The organism is Oryzicola mucosus (assembly GCF_014534685.1).
GTDB classification, from domain to species: Bacteria; Pseudomonadota; Alphaproteobacteria; order Rhizobiales; family Rhizobiaceae; genus Oryzicola; species Oryzicola mucosus.
In genome coordinates, this window is sequence record NZ_JACVVX010000003.1 from 386001 (window position 1) to 404024 (window position 18024).

General features: G+C 62.0%; 19 protein-coding genes and 1 riboswitch. Of the genes, 8 read left to right on the forward strand and 11 right to left on the reverse strand.

Translation table 11 applies throughout. The annotated features are described in order from the left end of the window. Positions 1-29 precede the first annotated feature (29 nt). On the reverse strand, positions 30-509 hold the full coding sequence (locus ICI42_RS12055; RefSeq protein WP_188164816.1) for an Lrp/AsnC family transcriptional regulator: 480 nt from the start codon (positions 507-509) through the stop codon (positions 30-32). Positions 510-696: 187 nt separating this feature from the next. Between ICI42_RS12055 and ICI42_RS12060 the strand changes: the two genes are divergently transcribed. After that, positions 697-1251, forward strand: a complete 555-nt coding sequence (locus ICI42_RS12060; RefSeq protein ID WP_188164817.1) for a PPC domain-containing DNA-binding protein — start codon at positions 697-699, stop codon at positions 1249-1251. Then, entirely contained in the window at positions 1244-1651 is a 408-nt protein-coding gene (locus ICI42_RS12065) for a PPC domain-containing DNA-binding protein (protein WP_188164818.1), read from the forward strand. The genes ICI42_RS12060 and ICI42_RS12065 overlap by 8 nt, the downstream gene beginning before the upstream one ends. A gap of 41 nt (positions 1652-1692) precedes the next feature. On the opposite strand, the gene ligM is transcribed toward ICI42_RS12065, so the two are convergent. Next, complete coding sequence (gene ligM, locus ICI42_RS12070) at positions 1693-3108, reverse strand: vanillate/3-O-methylgallate O-demethylase (RefSeq protein WP_188164819.1); 1416 nt, start codon at positions 3106-3108, stop codon at positions 1693-1695. Positions 3109-3456: 348 nt separating this feature from the next. On the opposite strand from ligM, the gene ICI42_RS12075 reads away from it, so the two are divergent. Continuing rightward, on the forward strand, positions 3457-3957 hold the full coding sequence (locus ICI42_RS12075; RefSeq protein ID WP_188164820.1) for a cupin domain-containing protein: 501 nt from the start codon (positions 3457-3459) through the stop codon (positions 3955-3957). 50 nt (positions 3958-4007) lie between these two features. Here the strand turns inward: ICI42_RS12075 and ICI42_RS12080 are convergent, their stop codons facing one another. Next, positions 4008-4847 carry an amidohydrolase family protein gene (locus ICI42_RS12080; protein WP_188164821.1) on the reverse strand — a complete coding sequence of 280 codons (840 nt, stop codon included), beginning with the start codon at positions 4845-4847 and terminating at the stop codon, positions 4008-4010. Between the two features lie 217 nt (positions 4848-5064). On the opposite strand from ICI42_RS12080, the gene ICI42_RS12085 reads away from it, so the two are divergent. The 3 genes from ICI42_RS12085 to ICI42_RS12095 all read left to right on the forward strand — a co-directional run bounded on the left by ICI42_RS12085 (position 5065) and on the right by ICI42_RS12095 (position 7701). Further along, positions 5065-5799 (forward strand): SDR family oxidoreductase, encoded by a 735-nt coding sequence (locus ICI42_RS12085; protein WP_188164822.1) that lies wholly within the window; start codon positions 5065-5067, stop codon positions 5797-5799. A 23-nt stretch (positions 5800-5822) separates the two neighbouring features. Beyond that, positions 5823-6668: a fumarylacetoacetate hydrolase family protein gene (locus ICI42_RS12090; RefSeq protein ID WP_188164823.1), complete on the forward strand. Its 846-nt coding sequence runs from the start codon at positions 5823-5825 to the stop codon at positions 6666-6668. A gap of 148 nt (positions 6669-6816) precedes the next feature. Continuing rightward, entirely contained in the window at positions 6817-7701 is an 885-nt protein-coding gene (locus ICI42_RS12095; protein ID WP_188164824.1) for a site-specific integrase, read from the forward strand. Between the two features lie 6 nt (positions 7702-7707). Here the strand turns inward: ICI42_RS12095 and ICI42_RS12100 are convergent, their stop codons facing one another. The 8 genes from ICI42_RS12100 to ICI42_RS12135 all read right to left on the reverse strand — a co-directional run bounded on the left by ICI42_RS12100 (position 7708) and on the right by ICI42_RS12135 (position 15672). Next, positions 7708-8466, reverse strand: coding sequence for an iron ABC transporter ATP-binding protein (locus ICI42_RS12100; RefSeq protein ID WP_188164825.1), 759 nt, complete (start codon positions 8464-8466; stop codon positions 7708-7710). Beyond that, positions 8463-9404 carry an iron chelate uptake ABC transporter family permease subunit gene (locus tag ICI42_RS12105; protein ID WP_188164826.1) on the reverse strand — a complete coding sequence of 314 codons (942 nt, stop codon included), beginning with the start codon at positions 9402-9404 and terminating at the stop codon, positions 8463-8465. The genes ICI42_RS12100 and ICI42_RS12105 overlap by 4 nt, the downstream gene beginning before the upstream one ends. Beyond that, positions 9397-10374 (reverse strand): ABC transporter permease, encoded by a 978-nt coding sequence (locus ICI42_RS12110; RefSeq protein WP_188164827.1) that lies wholly within the window; start codon positions 10372-10374, stop codon positions 9397-9399. Before ICI42_RS12110 ends, ICI42_RS12105 begins: the two co-directional genes overlap by 8 nt. After that, complete coding sequence (locus tag ICI42_RS12115) at positions 10371-11273, reverse strand: siderophore ABC transporter substrate-binding protein (RefSeq protein WP_188164828.1); 903 nt, start codon at positions 11271-11273, stop codon at positions 10371-10373. Before ICI42_RS12115 ends, ICI42_RS12110 begins: the two co-directional genes overlap by 4 nt. A 30-nt stretch (positions 11274-11303) precedes the next feature. After that, positions 11304-11603 (reverse strand): DUF2218 domain-containing protein, encoded by a 300-nt coding sequence (locus tag ICI42_RS12120; RefSeq protein WP_188164829.1) that lies wholly within the window; start codon positions 11601-11603, stop codon positions 11304-11306. A 100-nt stretch (positions 11604-11703) separates the two neighbouring features. Further along, complete coding sequence (locus ICI42_RS12125; protein ID WP_188164830.1) at positions 11704-13995, reverse strand: TonB-dependent receptor; 2292 nt, start codon at positions 13993-13995, stop codon at positions 11704-11706. 119 nt (positions 13996-14114) lie between these two features. Beyond that, the gene (locus ICI42_RS12130; RefSeq protein ID WP_230980295.1) at positions 14115-15083 is read right to left on the reverse strand and encodes a FecR family protein; all 969 of its coding nucleotides are present in this window, start codon (positions 15081-15083) and stop codon (positions 14115-14117) included. Between the two features lie 91 nt (positions 15084-15174). After that, complete coding sequence (locus tag ICI42_RS12135; RefSeq protein ID WP_188164831.1) at positions 15175-15672, reverse strand: sigma-70 family RNA polymerase sigma factor; 498 nt, start codon at positions 15670-15672, stop codon at positions 15175-15177. A 160-nt stretch (positions 15673-15832) separates the two neighbouring features. Beyond that, positions 15833-16037, forward strand: a riboswitch (cobalamin riboswitch). 103 nt (positions 16038-16140) lie between these two features. Here ICI42_RS12135 and ICI42_RS12140 point away from each other — a divergent pair. Both ICI42_RS12140 and ICI42_RS12145 read left to right on the forward strand, forming a co-directional pair. Further along, on the forward strand, positions 16141-16914 hold the full coding sequence (locus ICI42_RS12140) for a (2Fe-2S) ferredoxin domain-containing protein (RefSeq protein ID WP_330999154.1): 774 nt from the start codon (positions 16141-16143) through the stop codon (positions 16912-16914). 51 nt (positions 16915-16965) lie between these two features. Continuing rightward, a complete protein-coding gene (locus tag ICI42_RS12145; RefSeq protein ID WP_188164832.1) occupies positions 16966-18009 on the forward strand; it encodes an ABC transporter substrate-binding protein in 1044 nt (347 codons plus the stop codon). Positions 18010-18024: the final 15 nt, after the last annotated feature.

The window sequence follows — 18024 nt, forward strand, 5'->3', positions numbered from 1 at the left end:
AAACTGTTGAAACTGGGCTACTTGCCAGACTAACCCAAAGACAACGGCATGAACGACGCCTTGTTCTTTATACAGCGAAGGGTAAAGCAGGAGCGGGAGTGGCGGACGCCGGGAATCTTATAAAGCTTCTTGCTCAGGAATTCCTCATAGGCTGACGTACCGCTGACCGCGACCTTGATGATATAGTCGTATTCTCCCGTGGTCAGATAGGCTTCGATGACCTCAGGCAAGGCCAGCATGGCGGCGCCGAAACGCTGCAGCGCCTCGTCGTCATGCCGTTCCAGCGTGACTTCGACGATGACCGTTTCGCCGAGGCCGAGCGCCTCCTGGTTGAGAATGGCGACATAGCCATCAATGTAGCCGTCCTCTTCCAGCCTCCGCACGCGCTGCCAGCATGGGCTCGAGGACAGGCCGACCCGCTCGGCCAACTGGCTGCTGGTGATGCGGGCGTTGGCAACGAGTTCCCTCAGGATCTTCCGGTCGATCTCATCAAGCGGTTTACGGGGCATCGCATCGCATCCTTCCAATATCTCGCTCAGAAAAATATCTCGTGTTGAGGGGCTTTGGCGTGAGAATTTCCTGACATTTGCGTGGGCTTTCGACGAATTCAAGAGAAACTCCTGTTCGTCTTGAAATAGAATGGATCTGGTTCAACGATTGCCGCCGCATGGCGGCATGACCGGGAGAAATCAGATCATGACGGCAGCGCTTTCGACACTGCGCCCGCGCCCGAGAACCCTCATCCACCCCGGCAGATTCAACCCGGTCCGCATCCAAAGCCTCCATTCGGCGAATGGCCGGCATGTGCGCCTGGCGCTGATGCCTGGTACGAGCCTGTTCGACGGGCTTGTCACACCTTTGGCGGAACTCGGCATCCGCAATGCCTCGACCACCATCCTCGGCGGATATTTCCAGCAGTTGCATTATTGCGTCGCCCCGCCCGACCCCACGGGCAAGGCTGTCATCGCCTATACCAAGCCGATCGACGCGGGCTCGGCTTTTATGATCTTCGGCAATGCAACCATCGGCACCGACATGAAAGGCAAGCCGCTCGTTCACTGCCACGCAGCGCTTCGGTGCCAGGACGGGAGGGTGAAGGGCGGGCATATTTTGACCGACACATGCCTGGTCGGTCCGGATCCCATCCACGTGCTGGTCACGTCTCTGGAAGGATTCGAATTGCGGCAGGCCTTCGACCCCGAAACCAACATTCCGCTTTTGCAGCCCTATCAGGAGCCATTTTATGACTGAGCCGGTCACAGTTGAAGTTGGCACGATGGGCCGCGTCGCCTATGCGCGCATCGCGCCCAACGAGGATCTCGTCCAGGGCGTCGAGAAGCTGTGTCTGGCGCATGGCTTCCGCAACGCTTTCGTGCGCGGCGCGCTGGGCAGCTTGGTCGATGCGTGCCTCGGAACGCGCGACGGGAAGTTCATCCAGATCAAGGGACCCGCGGTTGAGATCGTCAGCCTTGCGGGCGAAGTGCGGTCCGATGTCGACGGGTCGATCACCGCGTCGCTTTCGGGCGTCGTCGCCGATACAAATGGCGACGTCTATGGCGGCCCGTTCGTCGCTGGCTCCAACACTGTCTGCATGACCTTCGAAGTCACGATCGAGGAATGGCTTCCCTCGGAAAAATCGATAGCGGCGTGACAGGAAAAAGCCGGGAGCCATAAAGCCCCCGGCTTGAAGAATCAGCCCTTTTTCGTACGCCAGCTGTCTGCGTAGTTCTCGCGGGCTTCGCTTGCATAAGGCGTGGGCGAGACGCGGACGCGGATTTCGGCCTGCTTGTGCGGCTTTTCGATAGAGGTCTTGCCCGACCCACCATTGGGTTCGCCCCAGATCATGGTCAGCACATCGCCTTCCTGCACATCGGCATCGACGATGCCGAGCGAGAGCATGCAGCGCTCATTGTAGGAATAGCCATTGAACATCGACATGCCGACCTGCTTGCCGTCGCGCAGCACCTTGTCGGCGCTGGTCGAAGCATAGTTGGGCTGCGGGAAGTCGATCCACTTGTAGTGGTCCTCGCCCGGTCGGAAGGCCGAGGCGATGACCTCGACGACGTCCTCGGCATTCCATTCGAAGGTCACCTTCTTGCGGTTGGTCTGTCCCTTCATCTTCTCGAGCGCGGCCTTGCCGACGAAGTCATCCTTCTTCCAGCCGATATAGAAGTCGTAGCCGAGTTCGAACGGCGTGACGTAGTAGTCCTCGATGTTGTCGGAAACGTAGCTGCCGCCGATAGCACCCGTGGCCTCGTAGGAGTCCGCGCCGAGCCAGTCGCGATAGGCGGCCAGCATGCCGTCACCGGTGTAGATGCCGGGCAGCGGCGAGGGAATCCAGCCCGATTCCAGCGTGTTGGTGGAATAGGCGCGGCTGCCGCAGCGGACCAGATCGACGCCGGCTTCCTTGGCCGCTTCGAGGATGCAGGACAGGATGTAGCTCTTGTCCTCGTAGGGACCCCAGATTTCCAGGCCTGGAGCACCCGACATGCCGTGGCGCAGCGCCTGCACCTTCTTGGAGCCGATATTGATCGTATCGACATGGAAGAACTTGATGTCCGGGATCGGGCCGCGGTTCAGCTTCTCGAAGATCTTCGGCGCTTCCGGGCCCTGGATCTGGTAGCGATAATGGGTGCGCAGCACGCGCTCGCCTTCGGGACGCGACGGCGAGCGCGGATCGTGCTTGATGCGAACGTTCCAGTTGCCATAAGCGGCGCAGAACATCAGCCAGTTCGAGGTCGGCGCGCGGCCGACCAGGATGAATTTGTCCTGCCGCTCGCGGAAGATGATGTGGTCGCCGATGACATGGCCGTTCGGCGTCACCGGCACGAAGTGCTTGGCGCGGCCGAGGTCGAAATTCGAGAACGAATTGATGCCGTGATAAGCGAGGAACTTCTCGGCGTCCGGACCTTCGACGAACAGTTCGTCCATGTGGTGCGACTGGTCGAACAGAACAGCGGAATTCCGCCAAGCCCATTGTTCGGTGCGCCAGTTGGAAAATTCGGGCGCAACCACCGGGTATACATACATGCCGGTGCGGGAGTTCCGCAGCAGCTCCGCAGCGCTCGAACTCGTCTTCAAAACATCGCTAAGGCTTGATGCGGCCATGACAATCCTCCCTTTCATCAAAAATATAATGTATACATAGATGCCGAACGGCGTGGAAATTGCAAGCTTCTTCTCGCCCGCATCCGGCGATTATGGGAAGGAAGTCCCGACCGATGACTCCTTCCCGGTCAAACGGGGGCGGATAAGGGACGCCGATCTGATGTGACGGGCGCCGGAACATGGAGTTGCCGATGCCGGCAGCGGTGGTGATCGACAAAACCGCCACGGTGCGTTTTGCCGATGTCAGCCCCGACTGGCTTGTGCGGACGGAGCCGGACGCTATCATCGAAGCGGTGTACGCAACCGTTCACAGAGCGGCCACCCAGACATTGAAAGAAAAGGTACATCGTGTCCCACGACCATCACGACCACGACCATCATCACGATCATGAACATTCAGACGATTACTGGCGTGAGCATGGCGTCAAGGTGATACCTTCGGGTTCGCTCGATCCCAACACTGCGCAGACGCCAGGCATGAATCGCGCAACCGCCATCAGCAAAGCGCGCGCCGGCGCGGAAAAGATCTGGGCGGGGACGGTCACCATCCACGCCAACGCCAAGACCGGCGCGCACCACCATGGCGACCTCGAAAGCATCATTTATGTGGTGAAGGGCAAGGCGCGCATGCGCTGGGGCGACAAGCTGCAATATGTCGCCGAAGCAGGCCCGGGCGACTTCATTTTCGTGCCGCCCTTCGTGCCGCACCAGGAAATCAACGCCAGCCGCGACGAAACCCTGGAATGCGTGCTCGTTCGGTCCGGCCAGGAGCCGGTCGTGGTCAATCTCGACATCGAGCCAGTCGAAGCACCTGAAGAGGTGCTGTGGAAAGACCCGATCCACCGCTGAAAATCCGCGGCCAGTGAAGGGGGGATGTCTTCGCCCCTTCCGTCGTCGCGTCAGACCGGAAGACGCCAGAGGCCGCGGGCGTTTTCCGACAGCACGCGCGCCTTGTCTTCAAGGCTGACACCGGACAGCAGCGCATGCGTTGTCCCGATCCAGGTCGACAGGCCGCCACCCAGCGTGCAGACCGGCCAGTCGCTGCCCCAGATCATGCGCTCGAAGCCGAAGCTGTCGGCGACATGGGCGAAATAAGGTTTCATGTCCTCCAACGTCCAATTCTCCCCGCCATAGGCCGGGATGCCGGAAAGCTTGACGGTAACGTTCGGCCGCCGCGCAATCTCCGCCAGCGGTCCTTTCCAGGCATCGTAGCCGCTGCTCTTGATGTCGGGCACGCCGCAATGGTCCAGGATGAAGCGGACGTCGGGCGCCAGATCTGCAAGCGCCGCCGCGCGGTCGATCTGGTGGGGCAACACGCAGAGGTCGAAAGTGAGGCCCGTGCCAGCAAGTCGTGCTATATTCTGCCGGAAGACGGCACCTTCCGACACATCGTCTGGCACGACATGCAGCACGCGGCGAAAGCCGCGCACGAAGGGATTCTGCCTTACCCGCTCGAGATAGGCTGGGAAATCCCGAGACTCGGGTCGGCATGACGCGATGGCGCCGACGATCACCCCGTCGCTGCCATCGGCAATCTCTTCGATGACAGCGCTTTCCGCCTCAATACTATCCTCGGCGACGTCGACTTCCATATGCAATGCGGCAGCGATGCCAAGCCGCCGCGCCTCGTGCGCGTAGGTCTCGTAGGTGAAGTCGGCATTAAGCTGCGGCGTTTCCGACAGCCAGGGATAGGAAAGCCGATCACGATAGATCAGATGCAGATGGGTATCGACGATCACGCGCAGTTCTCCGCTTGCGGAGAGCAACCTGCCACAGGTCAGTGCGGCTTTGGAATATGCATCCAACGACAAGCGGACGATGCCGACCGCATTTTTGAGTGCTGTGCGGAGTGTGAACAGCAAAACGCTGTGGTGCTCGCCGCCGATCGCATTTATGGAGTTGTGGGCGCGAAGGCCGGCGACTGAAGCGGCCCTCGCGCAGAGGAGAGGAAATCTTATGACCACAAGTCTTCAGGGCAAGACGGTTCTGATCACGGCCGCGGCGCAAGGCATCGGCCGCGCAAGCGCCGAAGCCTTCGCGGGCGCCGGCGCAAGCGTGTTCGCCACCGACATCAATGAAAAGCTGCTGGCCGAGCTCGACGGTCTGGACGGTATAAACGGCCGCAAGCTCAACGTGCTCGACACCGACGCGGTCACGGCGCTGGTCGCCGAGATCGGTGCGATCGACGTGCTGTTCAACTGCGCAGGCGTGGTGCATTCCGGCTCGGTGCTGGAGATGAAGGACGAGGATCTGGAATTTGCCTTCGACCTCAACGTGAAGGCGATGATCCGCACCATCCGCGCCGTCCTGCCGGGCATGATCGAGCGCGGCAATGGAGCTATCATCAACATGTCCTCGGTGGCATCGTCGATCAAGGGCGTACCCAACCGCTTCGCCTATGGCACCACCAAGGCCGCCGTCATCGGGCTGACCAAGGCGGTCGCGGCCGACTATGTCGCGCAAGGCATACGCTGCAACGCCATCTGCCCCGGAACGGTGGAAAGCCCTTCGCTGCAGGAGCGGCTGAAGGCGACCGGCGACTACGAAGCCGCGCACAAGGCCTTCGTGGCGCGCCAGGCTATGGGCCGGCTAGGCTCCCCCGAAGAGATCGCCGACCTCGCCGTCTATCTGGCCGGCGCCACCTACACCACGGGCCAAGCCTATGCCATCGACGGCGGCTGGACCATCTGATCCAAGACGGAAGGAACGACCTTATGAAATTTCTGCGTTACGGTGCTGCCGGCACGGAAAAACCCGGCGTACTCGACAAGGACGGACGCATCCGCGACCTCTCGGGAAAAGTCCCCGATCTTGCCGGAGCGGCACTCGACCCGGAAGCGCTCGCCAAGCTGGCCGATATCGATCCGGCCTCGCTACCGTTGGTCGACGGCAATCCGCGCCTCGGCCCCTGCGTGGCCGGTACCGGAAAGTTCATCTGCATCGGGCTGAACTACTCCGACCATGCGGCGGAGACGGGCGCTACCGTGCCGCCCGAGCCGATCATCTTCATGAAAGCGACTTCCGCCATCTGCGGCCCGAATGACGATGTCATCATCCCGCGCACTTCGGTCAAAACAGACTGGGAGGTCGAACTTGGAGTGGTGATCGGCAAGACGGCGAAATATGTCAGCGAGGACGAAGCGCTCGACTATGTCGCGGGCTACTGCACCATCAACGACGTGTCCGAACGCGCTTTCCAGGCCGAACATCACGGCCAGTGGACCAAGGGCAAGTCGGCCGACACCTTCGGCCCGACCGGTCCCTGGCTGGTGACGAAGGACGAAGTGGCCGACCCACAGGACCTGTCGATGTGGCTCAAGGTCAATGGCGAGACCGTACAGAACGGCTCGACCAAGACGATGGTCTATGGCGTCGCTTTCCTGGTCTCCTATCTCAGCCGCTTCATGTCGCTGCGTCCCGGCGACATCATTTCGACCGGCACCCCGCCCGGTGTCGGCCTGGGCATGAAGCCGCCGCGCTTCCTGAAGGCCGGCGATGTCATGGAGCTCGGCATTGAGGGCCTCGGCACCCAGAAGCAGACCTGCGTGGCGGACGACTGACGCACGACGTCCGGAGGGAAGCATGAGCGGCAGCCTCCTTGGCTCCGTTCATGCTTCTTTATCGGACATTGCTGGCTTTCGGCCGACGAATCACGGCACAGTTCGGGGGATATCAGCAGGGTTATCCCTGTCGCAGCCCGGATTTGACATGCACAGCCTCGATCGCCAGCATTCGGACGGCACCTTCGCAAACGCCATTGTCGAAGCGGATGACGATCAGCCCGCCCCGCGCGCCAATGCCACGCAACGCGCCTATGCCGCCGATTGGAGCCATTTTTCCTCATGGTGCCGGCGGGCCGGATTTTCCCCAATGCCCGCCGATCCCGGCACTGTCGCCCTCTATCTCTCCGCCTGCGCCTCCGGTTCGGCGGACGGTCGCGCGCTGTCGGCATCGACGCTGGAGCGGCGGCTGGCGGGTCTGGTGTGGAACTACGCCCAGCGCGGTGACCGGCTCGACCGCAAGGACCAGCGTCTTGCCGACGCGGTTGGCCTCATCCGCCGAGATCATGCCCGGCCGCCGGAGCAGAAGCAGACGATCGGCAGCGATGACCTGCTGGCCATGTTGGAAACGCTCGGCCATGATCTGCGCGGCCTGCGCGACCGGGCTGTGCTGCTGATCGGGTTCGCCGGCGGCTTGCGCCGCGCCGAAATCGTCGGGCTGGATTGCGGCGCGGATCAATCGGAGGACGGCAGCGGCTGGATCGATATCCGCGACGCCGGGTTGGTCGTTTCGCTTCGCAGCAAGACCGGCTGGCGCACGGTCGAGATCGGACGCGGAGCATCCGACCGTTCCTGCCCGGTCGCAGCGCTGGAGCAATGGCTGAAGCTTTCGCGCATCTCCAGGGGTCCTGTGTTCCGACGCGTCTTCAACGATGGCAAGACGGTCGAGGTGCAACGCCTTGCCGACAAGCACGTCGCACGGCTGGTCAAGAGTGCCGCGCTCGCCGCCGGCATTCGCGGCGACCTGCCGGAAGCCGAGCGTGCAATGGCCTTCGCCAGCCGGTCGCTGCGCGCAAATCCAGGCGGGCGCTGACGTCTTCTACAAATGATGCAGCACGATCGGCTTGCCGTTGATCGTCGCAACCTGCATGGCGAAGCCGAAGACATCCTGCAGCACGGGTGTGGTCAACATCTCGGTCGGTGCGCCATCGGCTATCACCCGCCCGCCCTTCATCGCGACGATGCGGTCGGCATAGGCGCCCGCCATGTTGATGTCGTGCAGCACGATGACCACGGTCTTGCCGTTCTCATCGGCCACCTGCCGCAACGAGCGCATCAGGTCTCGGGCGTAATACATATCGAGATTGTTCAGCGGCTCGTCGAGCAGCAGATAGTCCGTGCCCTGGCAGAAAGCCATGGCGACGAGCGCGCGCTGCCGCTGCCCTCCCGATAGCGTGTCGACGAAACGTCCTGCGAGATCGGCGAGATCGAACTGGTCAAGCGACTGCTCGATGATCGCCCGGTCCGTCTCGTTCAGCCGCCCGCGATTGTGCGGGAAGCGCCCGAAGCCGACCAGTTCGCGCACTCGCAGGCGGCTTGCCACGACGCTGTCCTGGCGCAGGATCGCAGCGATCTTGGCCAGCGTTCGGTTTGAGGTGGTATCGACGGGAAGCCCGTCAATGCTGATCGCCCCGGTCTGCAGCGGCTGCAGTCGCGCCACCAGCGACAGAAGCGAGGATTTTCCAGCCCCGTTCGGGCCGACCAGCGCGGTGACGCCGCCCTTGGGAATCGTCAGGCTGATATTGTGCAGGATGGGCGTCGCCTGATGGCTCAGCGAGACGTTTTCGATCCGGATCATGTGCGGCTCCTCATGAGAAGAAGCAGAAGAAACGCGATGCCGCCGAAAAACTCGATGACGACCCCGAGCGTGGAACTGCTGCCCAGCCAGTGCTGGAACAGCGTCTGGCCGCCGACCAGAATGACAATGCCGGTCAATGCGGCTGCGGGCAACAACACCGCGTGCCGCCGCGTGTTGACGATCCGCTCGGCCAGCGCCACGACCAACAGGCCGAAAAACGCGACGGGACCGACGAGCGCGGTCGAGACGGCGACCAGGGCGGAAACCAGCACAAGGAGACCGGCTACCGTCCGGCTCCAAGTGATGCCGAGCCCGGTTGCCGTGTCCGAGCCGAGCGACACAACGTCGAGCACATGCCGGGCGCGCCAGGCGAGAATGAGGGCTGCGACGGTGAGCACGGAGGCGAAGGCGAGGAGATCCGTCCGCACCGCGTTGAAATTGGCGAAGCTCGCACCCTGCACCACGGCGAACTCGTTGGGGTCGATCAGCCGCGCCAAGAGCGAATGCAGGCTGCGGAACAAGACGCCGAACACCACGCCGGCCAGCAGCATCAGCCCCATGTCGAGCCGGCTCCTGAGCATCGGCAACAGCAGCGCGCAGGCAAGCGCCATCAGCACCAACACCTCGCCGGCGAATTTGATCTGCGGATTGAGCGCGGAATAGCCCAACCCGCCCAGTGCAAACACCAGCGCCATCTGCCCGAACAGATAGAGCGCATCGAGCCCCATGATGGAGGGCGTGACGATGCGGTTTCCGGTAACCGTCTGGAAAATCACGGTCGAGACCGCGATGGACACGCCGACCTGCAGCAGTGCCACCAGCTTTATCGCCCGCAATTCGAGCACAAAGCCGATGTTGCCGCGCAGGCCGATCGTGAGGAAGGCTATGACCGACAGGACGGAAAGTGCGGCCAATATGGCGATACGGTTGTTAGCCATGGGCGGGGCGGCGGAACAGGAGCCACAGGAACAGCGTACCGCCGACAACGCCCATCACCGTGCCGACGGGAATTTCATAGGGGTAGCGGATCAGCCGGCCGATGATGTCGCAGCCCAGCACAAGACCAGCGCCGCTCAGCGCGACCCATTTGATCGTGCCGCGCAGATTGTCGCCCATGAGGCGCGAGACGATGTTGGGCACGACGAGGCCGACGAAGGGGATCATGCCGACCACGACGACATTGAGCGCTGCGATGACGGAGACGATGATCAGGCCGATCCGCATCATCCCAGCATAATCGAGCCCCAGGCCGATACTGGCGTCGCGCCCCAACGCCATGATGGTCAGCCGGTCGGCGACGAACCAGGCAAGCGCCACCATCAGCGCCGCGACCCAGAGCAGTTCGTAGCGGCCGCGCAGCACGCCGGAGAAATCGCCATTGGTCCATATGGCAAGATACTGCAAGAGGTTCGCCTGCCAGGCGATGAAGGTGACACCGGCGCCGATGACACCGCCATAGACCAGGCCGAACAGCGGCACCAGAAAAGGCTGCGAGGGCGGCAGCCGGTGCGCGGTCATGAAGAAGATCGAAGTGCCCAGAAGAGCCGCGCCGCTTGCCACCAGCGTTTTCATGGCGAGCGTTGCGCCGGGCCACAGCAGTGTGGCCGCGAGTATGCCGAGTTCCGCGCTTTGGGCCGTGCCCGCCGTGGCAGGCTCGACGAAGCGGTTGCGCGCCAGCGTCTGCATGATGAGGCCGGCAATCGCCAGTCCGGCGCCGGCGAGCACTGCGGCAAGCGTGCGCGGCAGGCGGCTGACGAGCAGAAGTTGCAGCGCGTCCGGGTCGCTGAGCGCTGTCCCGAACGGCAGGTCGCTGACGCCGACGAACAGGCTCAACACAAAAAGGATCGCGAGCCCGAGGCTCGCGATCACTCCAAGTCGCAAAGGTTTTTTCGCGGCCGCTGCGATCATTGCGCGGCGGAGAACGCCTTGGTGATCGTGGCCATGACGCTCTGCATCGACTGGACGCCGCCGGCGGCGATGTAGAATTCGGGAGCCGGCATATAGATCACCTGCCCTGTCTTCCAGGCAGTCGTCTGGGCAACCAGTTCGTTGTCGAGCGTTGCCTTCGCGCCCTGCTCGCCCGAGCCGATTGCGGCGGCGCGGTCGAGCACCAGCAGCCAGTCGGGATTGGCTTCCCGGATGAATTCGAACGACACCGCCTCGCCATGGCCGGAGGCCTCGATCGTCTCGACTGCAGGCGGCAGGCCGAGCGCGGCGTGAATCCAGCCGAAGCGCGAGCCCGCGCCATAGGCGCTGACCTTCGGGCCATTGGTCATGATGATCAGGCCCTTGCCCTTGCCCTGTACAGCGGCGCGGGCGGCTGCCACCTCGGCTTCGAGTTCCTTGATCGCGGCCTGCGCCTCGTCTTTCCTGTCGAAGAGGTCGCCATAGGAAGCAAGCCGCTCCTTGGCCTGGACGATCAGGTCGTCGCCATCCATCGTCATGTCGATGGTCGGCGCCACCTGGGCCGTCGCCTCCGCCTTGGTGGAGGAGCGTCCGCCGACGATGATCAGGTCTGGGCCGAGCGCGCTGAGCGCTTCGAGATTGGGCTCGAACAGGTCGCCAACGACTTCCGAACCCTGCTTGAGATCGTCGAGATAGGAGACGTATAGCTTTTCCGGGATGCCGGCCGGCTTGATGCCGAGGCGGTCGATGGTGTCGAGCGCGGCGATGTCGAAGACGGCGATCTTCGCCGGTGTCGCGTCGATGGTTACCGGGCCTTTCGCCGTGGAAATTTCGGCTGCCTGCGCGGCAAAACCGGATACCAGAATGGCAGCAAAAGCCGCCACCACGCTTTTCACTCTCATGGTTTCAACCTCGATTTTCTGTCGGGAGGATCAGGCGGCGCGGTCGGTCTGCCGCCAGTCGAACGCGCCCAGTTCCTCGCGGAAGGCAAAGCGCACGAGATGCGATTCGATCACCGCCTGCGCCTGCGCCAGTTTTTCGGCGTCGGGGGTGTTCACTTCCATCCGCAAGCCTTTCTCATCGGCATCGAGAACGGCGGTGCCGAAACCAAAGATGAAATCGGCGTGGGTATCGGTGTAGGTCACCTCGATCTTGTGACCGAAATGCTTGCTCAGTTGCACCAGATACTTGCTGGAATTGGGGGTTTCGACCCGCGCTACTGACTGCAACATCAGTCATTCCTTTCCTGAGTATTTTTGTCCGCTTTACACGCACGGGTCCGGCTTGAACAGTCGAAACCCGCGCACGAATGCGTCAACGGCTATCGGCCCCTCAGAACGTCGCCTTGGCGCTGAGCAGGAAGCTGCGCCCCGGCTCGTAAAGGGGCGTGACATTGGGAAATTCCTGTCCGTAGGTGGCGCGGCTGGAATATTCCTCGTCGAACAGGTTCTGGACCTCGGCGCGGAAGGTGAAGTTGGGCATCTGCTCCGGCTTGTACTCGGCGAAGAGGTTTACGATCTCGTAGGCGTCATACACTTGATATTTCGGCGCGATCTCGACATCTCCACCCACCGTCAGGCCCCAATCGGCAAAGGTATGCGCCGCGACGAGGGTGATGATGTTGCCGACCGGCGTCGCGAGATAATTGCCGCTGTCTGAATCGGCAGGCTTGCCGTCGATATCGACGTCGATATGGGCGTATTTCACCTTCACATAGCCGGTCAGCCAGTCGTAGCCGGCGCCGATCTCAAAGCCCTGAGATTCAACCTCGCGTGACCTGAGGGCAGGAAGCGCTCCAGGGAAGGGAGCTTGGATGTTCGCAGTATAATTCCACAGCGCCATACGGGCATTGTTAATACTGGTCCTGAATACACTGCCTTCGACCGTGAATCCTTCATGTTTGGCTTCCAGGCCAAGGAAATAGTTGTTCGCGGTAACCGGCTCCGGGCCTTCATCTCCGTACTGCCAGCCTGGATTCATGATGAAGTTTTCGGCGAGCGGAACGCCGGCCGAGACGTGGGAGAAGCCGGCCTTGGCGGTGAGATAGTCGGTCAGGTCGTATTCGCCCGAGATATTGGCGCTGAGTCCTGAATTGTCGAAGTCCGAATCGTCGACACCGGTGAAGCGCTGGTGGTCGGCGCGAGCGCCGAAAGACAGCCGTGTCTTTTCCCAGGGCTCCAGGCGTGCCTGGGCATAGAGACCAATGTTGCGCGCCTTCTCGGTGCCCGGCTCGTAGGGATCGTGGAGTTTGGCTTTGTCGCTGTAGAAATCGAGGCCGGCGGTCACGCTGCCGATGTCGAAGGCGAATTTGTTCTCTGCCTTGCCGTTCAAGCTCGAGGTCATCCCGGTGTCCTCATAGGACGAGCCGTCACGCAGGAAGACGGGAACGGTGACATCCGTCGCAGAGTAAGCGAGAACGATTTTCGGATCCCACCAGCCTTCGGGCGTTGTATCGGTGTAAGTGAAGACCGTGTTCTGCCGCTCCAGTCGATAGTTGCGCGTGTCCGGTTCGTTCTTGCCCGTTACAACGGCACCGGCATTCGCCCGAAAGGGACGTTCCGCATCGTCCAGCACGCGGTCGTGGCTGAGCTCGAAACGGTCGCCGCTTTCGAACTCATAGGCTATCTTGCCCAAGCCGCTGATCAGGTCTGTTCCGGTGCCATCGACCTCGTTGCCATTGCCGGCGGTGAAGTTGTCGCCTTTGCCGAAATTCAGATAGCCAAGGATTTCCAGGCCGTTGTGCACGCCATAGGCGGCAAGCCCGGTGGTGACCGTGTTGCTGTTGAAATTATAGGTCGAGCTGACCAGAGCGCCGATCGACTTGCCGTCGAGCAGCAGGTCGTGCGCATTCTTGGTCTCGTAGGCGATGGAGCCCGCGAGTGCCCCGGGACCGGCATCGGCGGGTGCGACGCCGGCATCCACCGCGACCGCCCTCAGCAGAGCGGGGTCGATGACGTTGGTGGCGTTGTGGTGGAACACCTTGTTGTTCTGGCGGCTGCCGTCGATGCTGACGGCGAGGTTGGTTTCCTCGATGCCGTTGACATAGACCTTCTGCGACGCAGGCAAAGAGCTGCCGACCTGGACGCCGGGCTGTTCGCGGAACACGTCGCCAAGATCGGTCGGGTTGATGCGCTCAAGCTGCTGCGGGCCGATCACGGTCTCGGCGACACCGCCCTGCCCGATGCCCTGGCCCTCGATGGTGATGGTGTCGAGCACGATGCTCCCATCGGCCGCGACACCGCCGCCGCCAACCGCCGCGCTCCCGCCTGCCTCACCGACGATGGCCGTGCCATTGCTGATGCGGAACGGAATGCCCGTCCCCGACAGAAGCTGCGATAGCGCCTGCTGCGGCGTCAGCGAACCACTCACGGGCCGTGCGGTAACGCCGCGCGAGGTTGAGGCGGCAAGCGAAACCTGAAGGCCGGACTGCCGGCCGAAGACATTCAGCGCGGTGTCGAGCGGTTGCGCGGGTATGTTGAAGCTGCGCGTCGCCTCCTGCGCCAAGGCGGGAGCAACTCCCAACGCAAAAGTGCCGGCAACCACCGGCAGCGCCGCCGATGCCAGCAGCCGGGCTGCGAAAGCCGCCTTCGCATGCTTGCCGTTTGCCGAATTGAATAGACCCATGAACCCCGTCTCCTGAAGCACTATGCGGGGATCATCTCCCGCACTCATGACCAAAGACGATTGCCACGCTCCACTTTTTCACGCCGCTGGAAGTTTTTTCGCTATTGCGAGAGATTTCTTCAGAAAGGCGCCAGAACTCGGAAATAGGACGAGATGTGGTGAACCTTTCCGCCATATGGTTCGACCAGCGCGCCGAGTGCGCGATCGGGATTTTTAAGATCGTAGAGCCCTGTCACGCGTTGCGCGGCGAGAGCGCCGTCCGGAATGCTGATCCAGGCGGTGTGATAGCGCTGCAAGGCTTCTGCCACCTCACCGATGCTGACATTGCTGACGAACAGCCGGCCGCTGCGCCAGGATGCGATGTCCTCCTGCGCGATGGTGCTGCGGGTCATGACGCCATCGGCATGCGAAACGGTAGCCATTTCGCCCGGTGCAAGCCTTATGGCACTCCCAGGCTCGCTCCCGAATGACAGGCCGACGACACCGCGTGCAAGCTGCACCGTGGTCTGCGTTTCAGACAGGCTGACGTCGAATGCAGTGCCGATGACCGACACTTCGACGCCGCCCGCCTCGACTTTGAAGGGCCGTGTCGCGTCGCTGCGGACGTCGAAAAACGCTTCGCCGGCAAGCAGCGTGACAGCCCTGCCCTCAGCGGTGAAACTGGTTTTGATGGCGCTGGCAGCGCCCAGTTCGACGGTCGATCCGTCTTCCAAAACGATCGTCTGCAACTCCGCCGTCTGCGTCAGATGATCTGCCTGCAGCCGCAGCAGAAGCGACGGCATGGCCAGAAGGAGAAACAGACCTGCGACAAGCGCGGCACCGATGCCGGCCCCCCATGGCAGCCTGCGGCTGCGCCGTCTGGAGTTACCGCCGGGACGCCACAAATGCTCATAGTCCGGTTGAACTTCGCCCATCAACTGCCAGGTTTGATTTGCTTTCTTCCATGCATTTCGATGTGCATCCGAAGCGTTCAACCAGCGGGCGAAGTCCTCGGCCACGACACTTCCTGTCGGCACGGAACGAAGGCGCAGGAACCAGTCCATGGCCTCTTCCAGCAGGTCGGGAGTTTCATCGTCTGGCCGCTTCAAGGATGCCTCTGCTGAGGGAATTGGGTCACGAATCCCCTTCTCATATGTAGGACGAATGAGACGAGCGTTTTTTTCGTTGCAATCCACCGGATCAGGAATTTTTCACATCGAGGGCGCGTGCGATTTGCACCATCGCGGTACGCACGTGCCGGTGAGCCGTGGCGACCGATATGCCGAGATGCTGTGCCACCTCCTCGAGTGTGAGGCCGCCGAGCCGGTGCATTTCGACAGCGATCCGGATGTCCCGCGGCAAAGAGGCAAGGACCTCGCCCGCGATGCGTGCCCCGTCGCGATACAGCAGGTCGTGCTCCGGTGTCGGAAGGTCGCCGGGAACCGACCAAGCCGGCGCGGCCTGTTCCTTGACGCGGGTTTCCAGCCGTCGCCGCTTCATCAGGTCGAGACAGAGATTGCGCACCACCTTGTAGAGATAGGCCAAGGCCTGAGAGGCCGATAGATGATCGAGCCCGGCCGGCTCGAAGCGGATATACGCATCCTGCACGACATCCTCGGCTGCATCGCGAGAGCCCAGAATGCGCGCGGCATAGTCCACCAGCGCAGGCCGATGCACCAGATAAAGGTCATGATCCATGCGGTGCGGCGAGAGATTCACGGAGTTCCAGACGTTAAAAGCCTACAATCATACTCATGTTTATACGAGGCTCGTTCGGCGATGAAAAGCAGGTTTCCTTTTGCATATTTTATGTTATACAATTACATAGATAGGCACTTGACTTCGCCTGCATCGCGGTTAGCTTGCCGCTCGTCATGGTCTTCCATCCTTGGATGGAAGCTAAGAGGGAATCCGGTGCCCCTTCACGGGGAAATCCGGAGCTGACCCGCAACTGTGAGCGGTGAGCTTTTCGCCCAATGTCACTGGCATTCCGATGCTGGGAAGACGGGCGAGGCGAGCGTCGACCCGCAAGCCAGGAGACCTGCCTGACAGAGTGAAGTTCCGTGGTCGGGGTGTGCCACAGGAATGCCGTTGCCGAGCCATGGCGATTTGTCGTGGCGCGTGTCTGCTGCATTGCCGCGCCCCGTCGAATAAGAGGGTGCGACCGTGACAGGCGATCACAGGCGGCAACGATCGGGACGGGCAGTCCTGCTTCTTGCAAAGTCGGCCTTTGCGGCCTCCCCGATCCAGGAGATGGAACGGCTCGCCGCGCGCGTAGCAGCGTTTGACGGCGTTACCGAGACCGCCTTTGCGTTTACGGAACAGGGCGAACCGTCGCTGCGCGAGACGCTCGAAGCGCTGTGCGCCAAGCCATTCGCGGAAATCCTCATCTTACCGTTGTTCCTGCCGATGGAGCCGAGCCTCCTGGCCTGGCTGAAGCGCAGCCTTTCGCGCTGGCAGCTTGAGGCGATCGAGCCTTGGCCGCAGTTGCGCATGGCCCGGCAGGTGTCGGAAAGCGATGCCTTCGACCGGCTGCTTGAGGCGCTGACACAAAGCATCGCTGACCAGACGGAGCTTGTCCCCGCCGCCAGAAAAGCGGCGGAAGGCTCTCTTGTCCCGCCGCAGAAGCGGCGTGTTCTGGTCTGCCAGGGCGGCCCCTGCAATGCCGCCGGCGCATCGGCGATATGGGGTCATTTGAGGAATGAGCAGAAGCGTCAGAACCTTCGCACCACCGGCGATGGCACCATGACGGCGAAGACAACCTGCCTGGGTCCGTGCAATCTCGCTCCGGTCATGCAGGTCTTCCCCGAAGGTACCTATTACGGCGGGGTCACCGAACGGGCGGTCGACCGCATCATTTCCGAACATCTGCTCGAAGGGCGCATCGTCGCCGACTTCGCCTACGAAGCAAACGGCAGGAAACAGTTTCTGCGCGGCTGATTAGACCACTTATCAAGCTGATTAAACCACTTATCAAAACGAGGGAAATCTATGAAATTCAAGCATATTGCGCTTTGGCTCGGCATAGCGGCCGCGGCCTGGCTAAGCGCTTCTTCAGCGTCAGCCGAAAGCTTTACCGACGATGCCGGCCGCACCGTAGAGGTCGAGGTGCCGGTCAAGCGTGCGGTGATCTTCAACCGCTATGCGGTGGAATTCGCTCGCGCCATCGGCGGGATCGAGGATGTCGTCGGCGTCGACGCCAGCACGATGCGCGACCCCGCCTACTGGCCGCAATTCAAGGAAAGCGATATCGTCGGCCAAGGGCAGACCCAGCCGAACTACGAAGCTATCGTGGCGCTCAACCCGGATGTGGTGATCCTGCCGCGCAACGGGGTCTATGAGGAGGCCGTCAAGCAACTCGAGCCGTTCGGCATACCGGTGCTGGTGGTGACCGCCTGGGACACGCTGCAGCATGTCGAGAACGTCACTCTCTTCGGCAAGCTCTTCGGCAAGGAAGAGCGGGCCGCAGCATTGAACGCCTATTACACACGCTACATGGATCTTCTCGCCGAGCGCCTGAAAGGCGTCGAGCGCAAGCGCGTCTATCTGGAAGAAGTGCGGGATTTCGTCACCGTCACCCCCGGTTCGGGCTGGCACGACATGGTCGAGGCCGGCGGCGGCATCAATGTCTTCGGCGACATCGACATCAAGAAGGAGCCGACCTCGCGCGGCAACGAGAACAGCTTTACCGTCGATCCCGAGGAGATCGTCAAGCGCAAGCCGGACGTCTTCATCAAGCTGCAGCCGGGTTCGTACAAGACCATTCCGACCGCGAAATTCGAGGAAAGCTGGAACGCCCTTTCGACCCGGCAGGACGTGCTTGCCACGCCCGCGGGGCAGTCCGGCGACGTCCACCTGATCAATTACTATCTCGCCGGCGGCTCCTCCAAGGTCACCGGCGCGCTGCAGGTCGCCAAATGGCTTTACCCCGATCTGTTCAAGGACATCGAGCCGGAAGCAGCGATGAAGGAATGGATCGAGATATTCCAGGGCCTGCCCTTCGAGGGCAGCATGACGTTCCAGGGCGAAATGTAGGCCCGAAGGCCAGCA